At 37.1% G+C, this 15,247-nt stretch carries 14 protein-coding genes and 3 tRNA genes; 16 read left to right on the forward strand and 1 reads right to left on the reverse strand.

Annotation, left to right across the window (positions count from 1 at the left end):
• The first annotated feature begins 9 nt into the window (after positions 1-9).
• From LQZ75_RS02960 to LQZ75_RS02985, 6 genes are all read left to right on the forward strand, one after another.
• Positions 10-81: transfer RNA gene (locus LQZ75_RS02960), tRNA-Glu, on the forward strand.
• A 44-nt stretch (positions 82-125) separates the two neighbouring features.
• Positions 126-215: transfer RNA gene (locus LQZ75_RS02965), tRNA-Ser, on the forward strand.
• Between the two features lie 25 nt (positions 216-240).
• A tRNA-Met gene (locus LQZ75_RS02970) sits at positions 241-314 on the forward strand.
• A 154-nt stretch (positions 315-468) separates the two neighbouring features.
• The gene (locus tag LQZ75_RS02975) at positions 469-981 is read left to right on the forward strand and encodes a cell wall elongation regulator TseB-like domain-containing protein (RefSeq protein ID WP_230096371.1); all 513 of its coding nucleotides are present in this window, start codon (positions 469-471) and stop codon (positions 979-981) included.
• A 123-nt stretch (positions 982-1,104) separates the two neighbouring features.
• Positions 1,105-2,400, forward strand: a complete 1,296-nt coding sequence (gene asnS / locus LQZ75_RS02980) for an asparagine--tRNA ligase (protein ID WP_230096372.1) — start codon at positions 1,105-1,107, stop codon at positions 2,398-2,400.
• Positions 2,401-2,499: 99 nt separating this feature from the next.
• Positions 2,500-3,210, forward strand: a complete 711-nt coding sequence (locus LQZ75_RS02985; RefSeq protein WP_230096373.1) for a DnaD domain-containing protein — start codon at positions 2,500-2,502, stop codon at positions 3,208-3,210.
• Positions 3,211-3,249: 39 nt separating this feature from the next.
• On the opposite strand, the gene LQZ75_RS02990 is transcribed toward LQZ75_RS02985, so the two are convergent.
• Entirely contained in the window at positions 3,250-4,863 is a 1,614-nt protein-coding gene (locus tag LQZ75_RS02990; RefSeq protein ID WP_230096374.1) for a gluzincin family metallopeptidase, read from the reverse strand.
• A gap of 168 nt (positions 4,864-5,031) precedes the next feature.
• On the opposite strand from LQZ75_RS02990, the gene LQZ75_RS02995 reads away from it, so the two are divergent.
• The 10 genes from LQZ75_RS02995 to LQZ75_RS03040 all read left to right on the forward strand — a co-directional run bounded on the left by LQZ75_RS02995 (position 5,032) and on the right by LQZ75_RS03040 (position 15,103).
• Positions 5,032-5,580 (forward strand): GNAT family N-acetyltransferase, encoded by a 549-nt coding sequence (locus LQZ75_RS02995; RefSeq protein ID WP_230096375.1) that lies wholly within the window; start codon positions 5,032-5,034, stop codon positions 5,578-5,580.
• Positions 5,581-5,709: 129 nt separating this feature from the next.
• Positions 5,710-6,756 carry a heat-inducible transcriptional repressor HrcA gene (gene hrcA / locus LQZ75_RS03000; RefSeq protein ID WP_230096376.1) on the forward strand — a complete coding sequence of 349 codons (1,047 nt, stop codon included), beginning with the start codon at positions 5,710-5,712 and terminating at the stop codon, positions 6,754-6,756.
• A 10-nt stretch (positions 6,757-6,766) separates the two neighbouring features.
• Positions 6,767-7,351, forward strand: a complete 585-nt coding sequence (gene grpE / locus LQZ75_RS03005; RefSeq protein ID WP_230096377.1) for a nucleotide exchange factor GrpE — start codon at positions 6,767-6,769, stop codon at positions 7,349-7,351.
• A gap of 36 nt (positions 7,352-7,387) precedes the next feature.
• A complete protein-coding gene (dnaK, locus tag LQZ75_RS03010) occupies positions 7,388-9,214 on the forward strand; it encodes a molecular chaperone DnaK (RefSeq protein WP_230096378.1) in 1,827 nt (608 codons plus the stop codon).
• A 93-nt stretch (positions 9,215-9,307) separates the two neighbouring features.
• Positions 9,308-10,417 (forward strand): molecular chaperone DnaJ, encoded by a 1,110-nt coding sequence (dnaJ, locus tag LQZ75_RS03015; protein ID WP_230096379.1) that lies wholly within the window; start codon positions 9,308-9,310, stop codon positions 10,415-10,417.
• Positions 10,418-10,785: 368 nt separating this feature from the next.
• Positions 10,786-12,132: an amino acid permease gene (locus LQZ75_RS03020; protein ID WP_230096380.1), complete on the forward strand. Its 1,347-nt coding sequence runs from the start codon at positions 10,786-10,788 to the stop codon at positions 12,130-12,132.
• A gap of 99 nt (positions 12,133-12,231) precedes the next feature.
• Entirely contained in the window at positions 12,232-13,509 is a 1,278-nt protein-coding gene (locus LQZ75_RS03025) for a dicarboxylate/amino acid:cation symporter (protein WP_230096381.1), read from the forward strand.
• A 148-nt stretch (positions 13,510-13,657) separates the two neighbouring features.
• Positions 13,658-14,224, forward strand: a complete 567-nt coding sequence (locus LQZ75_RS03030) for a 5-formyltetrahydrofolate cyclo-ligase (protein ID WP_230096382.1) — start codon at positions 13,658-13,660, stop codon at positions 14,222-14,224.
• Positions 14,208-14,876: a rhomboid family intramembrane serine protease gene (locus LQZ75_RS03035; RefSeq protein ID WP_230096383.1), complete on the forward strand. Its 669-nt coding sequence runs from the start codon at positions 14,208-14,210 to the stop codon at positions 14,874-14,876. The genes LQZ75_RS03030 and LQZ75_RS03035 overlap by 17 nt, the downstream gene beginning before the upstream one ends.
• 17 nt (positions 14,877-14,893) lie before the next feature.
• Positions 14,894-15,103 carry a YqgQ family protein gene (locus tag LQZ75_RS03040; RefSeq protein ID WP_230096384.1) on the forward strand — a complete coding sequence of 70 codons (210 nt, stop codon included), beginning with the start codon at positions 14,894-14,896 and terminating at the stop codon, positions 15,101-15,103.
• The last annotated feature ends 144 nt before the right edge of the window (positions 15,104-15,247 follow it).

A 15,247-nucleotide genomic window follows, 5' to 3' on the forward strand; every position in this document is an offset into this window, starting at 1 on the left:
TAATTTTTTGTCCCGTTGGTCAAGTGGTTAAGACACCGCCCTTTCACGGCGGTAACATGGGTTCGAATCCCGTACGGGACATTTACAATTGATGTAAATGTCGGTTGTATAGTTGCATATTTTTTGGAGGATTACCCAAGTCTGGCTGAAGGGAATGGTCTTGAAAACCATCAGGTCGGGAAACCGGCGCGAGAGTTCGAATCTCTCATCCTCCTTATTGAGTATCATAAATAATATTATCGCGGGATGGAGCAGTTCGGTAGCTCGTCGGGCCCATAACCCGAAGGTCGTTGGTTCAAATCCAGCTCCCGCAATCATTAAAAAAGACTAGGCTAATGCCTAGTCTTTTTTTGTATTAACTAAAGGATTGTTGTAATATTTGGGGAAAAAAGGGAAAATGGTAGTTAAAATAGGCTTTTTTTTGATATAATAATAAACTAGTTGGATATAATGAAAAGGGGAAGTAATATGCAATTACGCCAAAATATTTACCATCGTAAATTTAAAATAAAACCAAGCATGGTAATTATTAGTGGATTATTAGTAATCCTCCTTGCAATTATTGTGATATTTCAAATTGCTTTAAGTCCGGCCAAAAGGGCCCAGAATACCTATGAAGCAATTGCTAAAAATAATGGTATTACAAAAACAACTTCCTTTTTAGTCTCAAAACGAGCTAAAGTTTACTATTCAGTAGTTGGTAAAAATAAGAAAAATCAAAATATTGCGGTTATTATGCATGCTAATGATAAAAAATTTAAGCCAGTTGTTTTAAAAATGGCAGATGGTTTATCAGAATATCAAATTAGAAGTTTAGTTCAGCAACGATATAATCCACGGAAAGTGTATTCTGCAGCGCTAACGATTTATGAAGGCGCGCCAGCATGGGATGTTTCATATTTAGATCAAAAGAATAATCTTAGTTTTGCAACATTGCAGTTTACAAATGGAAAACAATTAAAATTAATTCAAAACTTGTAGAGGTACATTTTAGATGTTAAAAAGTATCGATTGGACAGGTTATGTCAATCTGGTGGTCATTACATTGAAAATAGTGTAATGACCCCAAAATAGCCAAGAATATCAAATTAAAGGATGAAAAAAATGGAAAGTATTAACATTATTGATGCAGGGAAACATGTTGACGAAGAAGTCGTGATTGGCGCTTGGTTAACAAATAAACGTTCTAGTGGTAAAATTGCGTTCTTACAATTACGTGATGGTTCAGCTTACTTCCAAGGAGTAGTAATTAAAGCTAATGTCAGTGAAGATATTTTTGAATTAGCTAAAGAATTGAAGCAAGAAACTTCAATTAAGATTACTGGAACAATTCATGAAGATCAACGGTCACACTTTGGTTACGAAATTGAAATTTCAAATATTGAAGTAATCGGTGAATCTGATGAATATCCAATTACACCTAAAGAACACGGTACTGATTTCTTGATGGATAACCGTCACTTGTACCTTCGTCACCAAAAACCATTTGCTATTATGAAAGTCCGTAACGAAATTATTCGGGCGACTTACGAATTCTTTAACAACGAAGGCTTTACTAAATTGGATGCACCAATTTTAACTGGTTCAGCTCCTGAAGGAACAACTGAATTATTTGAAACGGATTACTTTGGTCAACCAGCTTTCTTATCACAAACTGGTCAACTATATGCTGAAGCAGGAGCGATGGCATACGGTAAGGTCTTTACTTTTGGACCAACTTTCCGTGCTGAAAAATCAAAGACTCGTCGTCACTTGACTGAATTTTGGATGATTGAACCAGAGATGGCGTGGATGCATCAAGAAGATAGCCTTGAACTTCAAGAACGCTATATTGCTTTCTTAGTTCAAAACGTGATTGATCACTGTGCATATGAGTTAAAATTACTTGATCGTGATATTGAAACTCTTCGTAAGTACACACAATTGCCTTTCCCACGTCTTTCATATGATGATGCTGTTGAATTATTAAAAGACAATGGTTTTGATGTCGAATGGGGAGTTGATTTTGGCTCACCAGAAGAAACTTTCTTAGCAAATCATTTCGAAAAACCTGTCTTCATTGTTAACTTCCCTAAAGCAATTAAAGCATTCTACATGAAGCGGCACCCACTCCGTGACGATGTTGTTATTTCAGCTGACTTGCTTGCACCAGAAGGTTACGGTGAAATTATTGGTGGTTCAGAACGTGATACTGACTATGAATACTTAAAAGCGCGTATTGAAGAACAAGGTTTAAGCCTTGACGAATATGGCTGGTATTTAGATTTACGTAAATATGGTTCAGTTCCTCACAGTGGTTTTGGTTTAGGATTAGAACGTGCCGTTACTTGGATTACTGGTACAGAACACATTCGTGAAGCAATCCCATTCCCACGTACAATTACACGGATTCGCCCATAATTAAAGAGACAACTAAGTAGCATGGTAGATTCTTATTTTGAATCTACCATGCTTTGTTATTATAATGAATTAGTAAAGCAATTGAATGGAGGGTAGCTGATGAAACCAGAAGCAATGGATGCGTTTATTAAAGCAGGTAGTGTCACAATCAGTAACTATCTATTAGAACACTATCAAGACATTGGTATGAATAATGAACAGTTACTAGTATTTATTCAATTAAAAAAAGCATTGGAACGGGGGCAAGATTTACCAGATTTAACCATTATTGCGAAATTTTTACGGATGACAAAAAATGCCGTAGCAAATGTTTTACAAAGTATGGTTGCTGGGGGCTTCGCCGAGATTAAAACTAGTACAAACGAATTTGGTCAAAAAATTGAGCAACTAAATTTTGATGGGTTATATACTAAGCTGTTAGGTGAGGTAAAGAGTGAAACGCCAATCGTTACAGCACAGCAGTCGAGTCAAGCGACCCGTCAAGAAGTATTTGCGACGATTGAAAGTGAATTTAGACGGCCGCTATCAACGTTTGAATTACAAACCGTAAGTAAATGGTTAGATGATGAGAATTATATCCCAGAAACGATTTTAATGGCCTTAAAAGAAGCCGTCTTAAACAACGTCTATAATTTTCGCTATATTGAGCAGATTTTAGTTAGTTGGCGTCAAAAAAATATTCAAACGGAGATGGACGTGGCTCAAAATAGAAATGCTCGCCAGCAAAAAATGAATACGGAAAAAGCACCTGATAACATGCGAATTCGTAATATTCCATATATTGATATTATGAATCTTGAAAATAATTAATAATAAAAACGCCAATCAAATTTTCGATTGGCGTTTTTATTATTTTTGTTCAACTGAATTGGCAACTAAGTGTTGTACATAATCATTAATCGTATTTAATAATGAGGGTAACGTTGCTGACGCAAAAGGTGATTCAATTTCGCAAAGCTGTAAGAGATTTAGTAAGCTATCTTGTGAACTATTCTTAGCAAATTGGATATATTTATTAATGATATCTGGATTACCTTGTTCCGCATTTGGTTGCCAAAATTGCATACCAATAATAATACTCAAAAGCTTATCAAGCGCATTATCTGGTTGGCAAATTAAATCGGCATCTAGTAACCAAGTTGGTAAATCGTCTGGTTGATTAGTTTGTTTGGACCAGAGTATGTTAAGGTCGTTAAAATTGGCCACAGTAGGTTGATATAACTGGGTGGCAAACTTAATTTGTTTCGCGTGATAATTTAATACCGTTAAATTACGTTCAAGCATTAGAGTCCGTAAGTTGGCCGCTTCATTACCAACTAGTAAATGTAGCCAAGGCCAACAAAGGAATTCGAAACCTTTAGCAAGGACGGCTTGAGTATCATGAAATGAAAAGATTAAATTACCAGATTTTAGTCCACGAATTGAAAAAGCTTGGAATGCTTGCCCAATTTGATTAAGTAAAAAATCACTTTGATCGGGTAAGCAATCAAGATTAATCGTAAGTTCAGGTAATTGTTTACTAATAACAAACGTTGATAAACTTGGAATTTTACAATGGGCGTTATTAGTGAACGTTAAACTGTCATGTTCAATTAGATAATCATAAAAACGAGCTGTTGCTGGGCTAAGACTTTCAAGTAAATTTTTCAAAGCGCTTGAAATGTCAGTGGCCGTTAGCTTACTATCATCCACTAAGGGGTGGCTGATTGGTTCTAAGCTAACCGGTGTCGTTGCTAAAATCGTATCACACAGTGATAAAACTTCGGTAAATGAATAATCAAAATGATTATGACTAGCCATGCTAAGTTCACTGTAAGTGTCGTAGTTAAGGATGCGAGCTTGTTGATTACGATTTTGGGCAAGTTGTTCAAAAAGAGTAATTAACGTAGCTTGATTGGCTGTTAAGAAAGTTTTGGTAGTATCTGTAATTAGTAACTGTTCTTCAGTAGTGTACATTGTTGGTTTTTGTAGGGCAGTTGCTAACGATATAATATGTCCCCCAATATTAATCGTTGCCGTTGACAATATACTTTGGTATTCATTAATGATGGCTTGTTCTTGTAATAATAGATCATCAATATCGTTTGAATACGTTTTAAGTTGATTTTCAGCTAATTTGAATTTTGTCAAAGGTAAGGCAATTTCTAACTGATTACGAAATTTTGATTTAACTAGGCTATTAGCAAAGCGATATGCCAAATCTTTTAATAGTGGCATGTTTAAACGCCATATAGCTATCTCAGCTTGATAAACTTCATCAGTCGGATTTTGCGTAGCAAGCGTTTGTAAAATTTCGTAGGTTGATATTAGGGAGTCGTTGAGATTATCTAGATTTTGCACAGTCATTTGGGCAATATTAACCGATTCAGCTTTTTTAAATTTTTGAACGGCAGCAATATATTCCAAACGAAGGGCATCAAAATCTGGTCGAACATACTGTAGCGCTTGTAATTTTTGGGCCATAATATTCTCCTAAATTCTAATATTCTTTTAATCATAACACAGTTAAACACCAGATATGGCACATAAACTACAAGAAAAAGTTATTTTATGATTTAAACGAGGTAATATCAGTTTAGCGCTATGATAAACTTAAAATATAACAACATAAGTTAAAGAGGTAAAAATACTATGATAATTCGTGAAGCGCGCATAACTGACCAAGATGCGATTAGTCAGTTAATTCTAACAATCATTAATCAAATGGAACTCCCTGAATTACAAATGATGACTGATTCTGAAAAAATCAAGCTAATAACATCGGCCTATGATTTAGCAAAATTATTACCGTATACCAGTTTCGTCGTTGCTGAAATTGATAATAAAGTGACGGGGGTTAGCTATTCATATGCTTACGATGTTGAAATGCAAACGCATACGGATATTTTGGCTGGAACAAAGGGCATTGATTTACATCCTAATCAAGAGGCCTGGCCAAATGAGTGGTATTTAGAAATGCTATCAGTTGATACTAATTATCGTGGACACGGAATTGGTAAAGCATTAATGGCAGCTAGTGAAACTATTGCTAAACAACAAGGATTCCTTAATATCAGTTTAAATGTTGATAACGAAAATCCGCGTGCAGAAAAGTTATATCAGCTGCAAGGCTATCAAACCGAAAAAGAAATTCTAATTGGTCAACATGCATATAAGCATATGTTAAAAACCTTGAAATAAAGGCTTTCGGTAATTTTAGTGTCAATTTTGTGAATTTTTTTGTGGAAATGTTTGACATTCTTTGACTAAAGAGTATTATATTAATTGTTAGCACTTGAAGGTTATGAGTGCTAAAGTGAGGTGAAAGGTATGTTAACAGATCGCCAGAAATTAATTCTCCAAGCGATTGTACTTGCTTACACTGAAACCGGACACGCGGTTGGTTCCAAGAAGCTTGTTGAAATGCTTAAAATCACGGTTAGTTCCGCAACAATTCGAAATGAAATGGCAACATTAGAAGAATTTGGCTTAATCCAAAAAGAACATACTAGTTCTGGACGAATTCCTTCATTGGCTGGGTATCGATATTATGTCGATCATTTAAAACATCGGGATATTCTCGTTGGTAAGAATGATATGTCATTGATTCGGCAGTCATTAGATGGTTCATATGCCAAAGTCGATGAAATAATAGCCAGTTCAGCGAATATGTTATCGCAACTAACATCTTATACCGCATTAGCAATCAAACCTGAAAGCGGCGATGTAAAGTTATCAGGTTTTCGACTAGTGCCCCTTGGTAACCATCAAGTATTAGCAATATTAGTCACAGATAGTGGTGAAGTTGAAAGTCAGCAATTTGCAATTAATAAGGATGTCAGTGGTGATCAACTAGAGGCGATTGTACGTTTAGTAAATGAGCAATTAGTTGGTCAGTCATTACGAATCGTTTTACAACGTTTGTTAACTGATATTCCGACACAGATTGCCCAGTACTTATCAACACCGGATGGCTTTTTACAAACTTTTGGTCAAGCATTGGATCGCGCAGCGTCTGATCAGTTCTTTGTTGGCGGTCGGTTGAATTTACTCGATTTTAGTAGTATTGATAATCCGACAACCCTTAAAGATTTGTATCAGTTATTAAGTAATAAAACTGATATGCACGATATGATGATCCCTAGTCAAGATAACACGGAAGTGTCAGTCAAAATAGGTGATGAAATTGCCAATGATTTGTTAAAAGATTATTCGTTATTGACAGCAACATATGATGTCGGTAATCATGGTCGTGGTATGATTGCGATTCTTGGTCCAACACGGATGTCGTATTCACGTACGATTGGTTTACTTGGAGCATTTAGACAAGAGCTAACAAACAAACTAATAAATTATTATCAATTTTATGATGAGTAGGAGGTGCTAGATGGCCGAGGAAAAGAAAAGCGTAGACGAACAAATTGATGATGCTACGCAAGCGACTGCAAGTGAAAATGTTGAGGGTAACGAAACACGTGGCGCTGAAGCAGACGCAACAGTTGACCAAAATACACCGGAAACAAATCAAATTGCTGATTTAGAAGCAAAATTGGCAGCAATGGAAGATAAATTCTTACGCAGCCAAGCCGAAATTGCTAATATGCACACTCGTTTTAAGAAGGAACAAGAAACGATGCTTAAATATGAGGGTACTAAATTAGCCAAAGCGGTTATTCCTGCAGTGGATAATTTAGAACGTGCTTTAGCAGTTCCAGCTGAAGGTGAAGCAGCTGAAAAGTTGAAGACTGGTGTCGAAATGGTCTTAAAGACTGTTAACCAAGCACTCGAAAGCAACGATATTAAAGCGGTTGGTGAAGTTGGTGAAACTTTTGATCCAACTTGTCACCAAGCAATTCAATCAGTTCCAGCTGATGAACAACATCCAGCTGATACGGTTGTCAACGTGCTTCAAAAAGGATATATGTTAAAAGATCGTGTTCTCCGACCAGCAATGGTTAGTGTCGCACAATAAAAATTACAAAATTTAATTAAAAGAGGTAAGGATATAATGTCAAAAATTATTGGTATTGATTTAGGTACAACTAACTCTGCTGTTGCTGTCTTAGAAGGTGGTAAAGCAAAAATTATTACTAACCCAGATGGTAACCGCACAACTCCATCAGTTGTTGCATTTAAGAACGGTGAAACTGTTGTTGGTGACACTGCTAAACGTCAAATGGTGACTAACCCTAACACAATTGCATCAATTAAGCGTCACATGGGTGAAGCTGGTTATAAAGTTGATGTTGAAGGCGAATCATACACACCAGAACAAGTTTCAGCAATGGTGCTTCAATACATTAAAAAGTACGCTGAAGACTACTTAGGTGAAGAAGTTACACAAGCTGTTATTACAGTACCTGCTTACTTTAACGATGCTCAACGTCAAGCAACTAAAGATGCTGGTACAATTGCTGGTTTGAAGGTTGAACGGATTATTAACGAACCAACTGCAGCTGCTTTGGCTTACGGTATGGATAGTGATGACCGCGATGAAAAAATCTTAGTATATGACCTTGGTGGTGGTACTTTTGACGTTTCAATCCTTGAATTAGGAGATGGTGTGTTTGACGTTCTTTCAACTAATGGTGATACACACCTTGGTGGGGATGACTTTGATAACAAGATTATTGATTGGTTAATTGCTGATTTCAAGGCTGAACACGGTGTTGATTTATCATCTGACACACTTGCAATGCAACGTTTGAAGGATGCCGCTGAATCAGCTAAGAAGACACTTTCTTCTTCAACTGAAGCACAAATTGACTTGCCATTTATTGCCTCAAGCAATGAAGGTCCATTACACATTCAAACTTCACTTTCACAAGCTAAGTTTAACCAATTGACTGTTGATTTAATCGAACGTGCTGAAGAACCAGTTCGTAACGCTTTGAAGGATGCTGGTCTTACAATGGCTGATATCGACCAAGTTATCTTAAATGGTGGTTCAACTCGGATTCCAGCGGTTCAAGAATCAGTACGTAAGTTAACTGGTAAGGAACCTTCACACTCAATTAACCCTGATGAAGCGGTTGCACTTGGTGCAGCAGTTCAAGGTGGGGTGATTACTGGGGATGTTACTGACGTCGTTCTTCTTGATGTGACACCACTTTCACTTGGTATCGAAACTATGGGTGGTGTATTCACTAAGTTAATCGACCGTAACACAACAATTCCAGTTTCTAAGTCACAAACTTTCTCAACTGCTGCTGATAACCAACCAGCCGTGGATATCCACGTGTTGCAAGGTGAACGTTCAATGGCTGCTGACAACAAGACTTTGGGTCGTTTCCAATTGACTGACATTCCTGCAGCTCCACGCGGAATCCCACAAATTGAAGTTACTTTCGATATCGATAAGAACGGTATTGTTAACGTATCTGCTAAGGACCTTGGTACTAACAAAGAACAAAAGATTACAATCAAGTCAAACTCTGGTTTAACTGATGAAGAAATCGAACGTATGATGAACGATGCCAAGGCCAATGAAGAAGCCGATGCAAAACGTAAGGAAGAAGTTGACTTGCGTAATGAAGTTGATCAATTAATTTTCCAAACTGAAAAGACATTGAAAGAAGTTGGCGATAAGTTACCAGAAACTGATACTGCGGCAACTAAAACAGCGCTTGAAGACTTGAAGAAGGCTCAAGCAGACGACAACATCGATGACATGAAAGCTAAGAAAGATGCTTTAAGTGAAGCCGCTCAAGAATTAGCTGTTAAGTTATATCAACAAAGTGAAGCTGCTCAAGGTCAAGCTGGTGAAGCTGACGGTAAAGCCACTGATGGCAAAACTGTTGACGGTGACTTTGAAGAAGTTGATCCTAAGAAGTAATTATGAATTGACCTAGTGGGTTTGGGAAATTTCCCAAGCCCGCTTTGTCTATCAAGTATTTAGTCATGCGATGTATTAAGAAGGGACGAAACGATGGGCAATAATCCATATGAAACATTAGGTGTTGATAAAGGCGCCTCACAAGACGAAATTAAAAAAGCATACCGAAAATTGTCAAAGAAGTATCACCCTGATATTAACCATGAAGCGGGGGCCGAAGATAAGTATAAAGAGGTCCAAGAAGCTTATGAAACAGTTGGGGATGAACAAAAACGCGCTAACTTCGATCAATATGGTTCTGCTGATGGTCCGCAAGGCTTCGGTGGCTTTGGTGGCGGTCAAGGCGGCTTTAGTGGCGGTCAAGGTGGTTTTGGCGGCTTTGAAGATATCTTTGGTCAAATGTTTGGTGGTGGCGGTAGTCGCCGGCGTGATCCTAATGCACCTCAAGCCGGGGATGACATTGAGCAAGTTGTTGATTTAACGTTTGAAGAAGCAGTATTTGGTAAAACGGTACGGGTTAAGTATCAACGTGATGAAGAATGCGAAACATGTCACGGTTCCGGTGCGAAAGCTGGTACATCACCTGTAACGTGTCACAAATGTGGTGGTTCAGGGGTCATCAACGTTGTCCAAGACACGATGTTTGGCCGAATTCAAACCCAAGCAGCCTGTGATGTTTGTCATGGAACGGGTAAAGAAATCAAAGAAAAATGTGAAACATGTCATGGAACAGGCCACACACGTGAAATGCACGAAGTTGATCTTCCAATTCCAGCAGGGGTTGAAGACCATGTTCAAATGCGTTTCACAGGCCAAGGTAATGCCGGGGTTAATGGTGGACCTTACGGTGACCTATATGTAAGTTTCAACATTGCTAGTTCAGCAGACTTTGAACGTCAAGGTTCAGATATCTACAGTACCCAAGCAATGACTTTCTCACAACTTGCCTTAGGTGATGAAGTCTTAATTAAAACTGTTCACGGTGATGTTAAGATGAAGATTCCAGCTGGAACGCAACCTGGTACAAACTTCCGCTTACGTGGTAAAGGAGCACCTGTATTCCGTGGCCATGGGAACGGTGATCAACATGTAACAGTAACTGTTAAGGTGCCAACAAACTTGAACAAGGGCCAAAAAGAAGCGCTTAAAGCTTTTGCAATTGCCAGTGGTGATAAAGCTCCTAAAACAGGTTTCTTTAAATAAAATTGATATTGCTTTAATGTGTCATGGATATAGTGACAGCATTATGACGAGTAATAAAAAAGTGGTACGGTGATAGCCATTAGGTAACATCAAGAAGTACTAGTAAAAGCCCAGGAAAAATACTTTTTTCCTGGGCTTTTTGTGTATGGTACGAATACAATGGTCCCTTAGGAGTGTGGACGGGCGATAAATTACTAGTAAAAGTTGGTTATGGTATAAGCCCATTTTTGTTATTTATGGTTTAAATCAAACAATTCAATCAAAAGATGAAAGTATTTCATCTTTTGATTGAATAAGAGTCGTTTGATTCATGTTGTAAGAAACGGTAAACTATTGTTATCGATAAAATAGAGAGTAGGTTATCAATTATGGATAAACAAGAAGTAGAGATGGCACGAGACCTTAAGGGTCGCCATATTCAATTGATAGCTCTGGGTGGAACAATTGGAACAGGGCTATTTATGGGAGCGGGTTCATCAATTAAGTTAGCGGGTCCCGGAATTATTTGGATTTATATGTTAACAGGTGTATTTGCTTTTTTAATTATGCGGGCGCTAGGGGAATTGTTACTTTCTGATACTAGCCAACATAGTTTTATTAATTTTATTGAACGTTATGTTGGTGTTGATGCAAGTTACATTGCTGGTTGGACATACTGGATTAGTTGGATCACGATTGCGATGGGAGATTTAACGGCAACAGGAATCTACATTCAATATTGGTTTCCCAGTATTCCGCAATGGATTCCGGATTTAATATTCTTATTAATTATCTGGGGTTTAAATTCAATTACGGTCAAAGCGTTTGGTGAAACCGAATTTTGGTTTGCTATGATAAAAATTGTCGCCATTATTGCCTTAATTGTGTTAGGAATTGTCTTAATCGCTGTGCACTTTAAAACGCCAATGGGGCATGCATCATTAGCTAATTTGGTTAATCATGGTGGTTGGTTCCCAACTGGACCTAAAAATGCAATATTAGCTTTTCAAATGGTCTTTTTTGCGTTTGTGGGAATTGAAATTGTTGGGGTAACGGCGTCAGAAACTAAAGATCCAAAGAAAATTATTCCTAAGGCCATTAATGATATTCCAACACGTATTTTATTATTCTATGTTGGTTCATTGTTTGTTGTAATGAGTATTTATCCTTGGGTAAATTTCTCTGGTACTGAGTCACCATTTGTTAAAGTGTTTGCCGCAGTGGGTATTCCAGCCGCCGCAGGAATTATTAATTTTGTGGTTTTAACTGCTTCAGCATCAGCATTGAATAGTTCAATTTTTACGACTAGTCGCATGATTTATGCTTTAACTGATGATCGTAATTATTTCCATAAATTATCACGGGCGCAAGTCCCTACACGTGCCGTAAACATGTCAGTAGCAATTATTAGTTTGGCAGTGCTGTTAAACGGTGTTTTACAAGGTAAAGTATTTGGCTTTATTACTAGTGTCGCAACAACAACTTTTATTGTTATTTATGCGTTAGTAATTCTAGCGCATATTCAATACCGAAAATCATTAAAAAGCCCATTAGCCGCTGATACATTTAAGTTACCAGGAGCGCCAGTTACTGATTATCTGATTTTAGCATTTCTTGCCTTTGTCTTTGTTGTGTTATTTATGCAAACAACAACAATGTACGCTGCAATAGGAACAATAATTTGGTTTATTGTCCTAATTCTTTGGAGAATTAGAGAAAAAAAACAAAAAAAATAAAAAATGTTCGTAAAAAGCATTTACAAGTACCTTGAATTCATTCTACAATATAAACTAATGATATTTTAATTTTTTAATGTACAAGTAGAGGAGCATAGGATGAAGATGAATAAGAAGGTAATGCGAGTCTCGCTAGGCTGGCGAATTTTAATCGGGCTAGCAGTTGGGATTATCCTTGGAGTTATTTTTTATAAAAACCAAGGCTTTATCGTTTTTGCTCAAGGTGTTGGTAAATTTTTCATTAACATGATTTCAATGATTGTGTTACCAATCGTTGTAACTAGTTTAACCGTTGGGATTGCTAATATTGGTGATATTCATAAGTTAGGCCGTGTAGGTTGTAAAACAATTTTATACTTTGAAATTGTTTCAACCATTGCGCTAATTTTAGGTTTATTAGTGGCTAATGTGACAGACATTGGACATTTCGTGAATTTAAAAGGCTTGGAAGCAGCTGATATTTCAAAATATGAAGCAACCGCCAAAGTAGCAAGTCACAATGGTTTGGGATCAATTTTAATGTCGATTGTGCCAACAAACATTTTTGCAGCATTGAGTGCAGGTAATATGTTACCGGTCATCTTTTTCTCAGTGTTCTTTGGTCTTGGTCTCTCATCAATTGGCGAACGTGGCCAAATTGTAGTTGATTTCTTACAAGCAGTTTCAGAAGTGATGTTTAAAGTTACTTCTTGGGTGATGAACTTTGCACCATTTGGGGTTGCTGGTTTAATCGGGGTGACTGTTGCGCAATTAGGATTAGATTCTCTAAAACCATTAGGGCTCTTTATCGGAGTGGCCTACTTAACGATGGCAATTTTTATTATTGTTGTACTTGGAGCAATTGCGGCAATTTATAAGATTAATATTTTTGATGTTTTAACAGTCTTCAAAGATGAATTGGTACTAGCGTTCTCAACTGCGAGTTCAGAAGTAACTTTACCAAAATTAATTGAAAAGACACAAAAAATGGGAGTTTCAAAAGGGGTAGTATCTTTTGTTATCCCCACAGGTTATACATTTAATTTGGATGGGTCAGCAATTTATCAAGCACTGGCAGCGGTCTTTATGGCCCAAGCCTACCACATCCATTTATCAATCGGCCAACAACTTACATTGTTAGTGGTCTTAATGGTTTCATCTAAAGGGATGGCAGGTGTTCCAGGAGCGTCATTTGTGGTGCTATTAGCAACGGTATCAACAATTGGTGTTCCAGTATCTGGTTTGGCCTTGATTGCCGGAATTGACCGTTTAGTTGATATGGGACGGACGGCAGTTAATGTGGCTGGTAATGGATTAGCAACAATTATTATTGGTAAGTCTGAAAAAGAATTTGACCATGATAAATACGTTGAATATGTTGCAAGCTACAAAAAATAATTAAATAACATTAAAGTCGAATGGTTAGCCATTCGACTTTTTTTATGAATTAAATGAACAGCAATAGTCATAATGTTCTATAGGGAGTTCAGTTATCATATCTTAAAAAATGGTATAATACGGTATTAATAAAAGTTGGAGGCTAGCAGTGGATAAAGCAACATTACGGCAGGATGCGTTGGCATGGTTGGAAACATTACCACCGATTGCTAAAGCTCAAATTATGGCTGATAATTTACGCCAACTAAATGAATTACCAGAATGGCAAGGAGCACAAAAAATCGGGATTACATATAGTATGCCCAATGAATTACCAACACAAATGATTATTGAAGCCGCTTTAAAGCAAGGTAAAGAGGTCTATTTACCTAAATGTTTACCTCAGCGGCGCCTAGTTTTTTTACCTTATCGCACCAATGATGTACTTATTAAAAGCGCTTTTGGAGTTTATGAACCACAAGGAAATCAGCGTGGGGAAGATGTTAAGCTAGATTTATTAATTGTGCCAGGTTTACGTTTTGCCATCGATAGTGGTATGCGGGTGGGCTTTGGTGGTGGCTATTATGATCGTTTTCTTGCCCAATTTACTGGAAATACAGTGGCATTAAGTACGGCAAAATTAGTTGTTAAACAGGCTGATTGGCCAGTGGAAATTTTTGATCAAGCTGTTGATAAAATTTTAATCGGAGTAGAACAGAATGCAAATAACAAATAAGAAACCGTACGTAACATATACGCTCGTAGCAGTAAACGTACTTGTTTTTATTATCATGACCTTTAGTGGGGGCACAACCAATGTCGCTAATTTATTAAGATTTGGTGCTAGTTTTCAACCGTACATATTGGTCGGTCAATGGTATCGACTAATAACGCCGATGTTTATTCATATTGGTTTTGAACACTTATTTTTAAATATGTTAACGCTTTATTTTTGTGGTATTTTTTTAGAACAATTATTTGGGTGGTGGCGCTTTAGCATAATTTATTTTATTGCAGGAATCGGTGGTAATCTATTAAGTGCGGCGTTAGCGCCAACGACGGTTTCAGCAGGTGCTTCAACCGCAATTTTTGGGATGTTTGGGGCGTTTGTAATGCTTGGAGTTGTCTATCGCGAGTCCGCTTATTTCCAAGCGTTAGGACGGCAATTTGGAATTTTGATTGTTTTAAACTTAGCATTTGCATTGTGGCCTGGTACGGGAATTGATATTTTGGGGCATGTTGGTGGCTTAATTGGTGGCTTTTTAGCAGCTTTAATGGTCGGTACACCACGCTTACTAGGGCCTAATAATCGGCGTTATCAATTAATGGGGATGGTCGCATTGATAATTTATACAACGGGTACAATCTGGTGGCTAGTTAAGGGCTAAAATGATAGGTGGAATAAATGAATACGTATTATGATATTTTACAATATTTAAAACAATTCGATGTTTATATTTATGTTGGGAGTCGGTTAGGCGATATAGAATTAGCAGCGTTAGAAATTGATAATTTATATCGGTCAGGTGTGCTTGATGAGCAACGTTATGCTAAATTTAAGCTGATTTTACGTCACGAACACACTCTTGAGGAACAACGTCAAAAAATTAAGTAAAAGAAAGTTAGTTAAAAAAGCGCTAAAAGCTGTTGGAATTTAATTCTGACAGCTTTTTTAGGTATATTAGCTAAATTTTATTAGTAAATCAAAATTTTGGGAATTTATTTTTTAGAAATAAAGACCCAAAAAATTTATAATAAG

This window comes from Periweissella fabaria (assembly GCF_918814575.1).
In the GTDB taxonomy this organism is placed as follows: domain Bacteria; phylum Bacillota; class Bacilli; order Lactobacillales; family Lactobacillaceae; genus Periweissella; species Periweissella fabaria.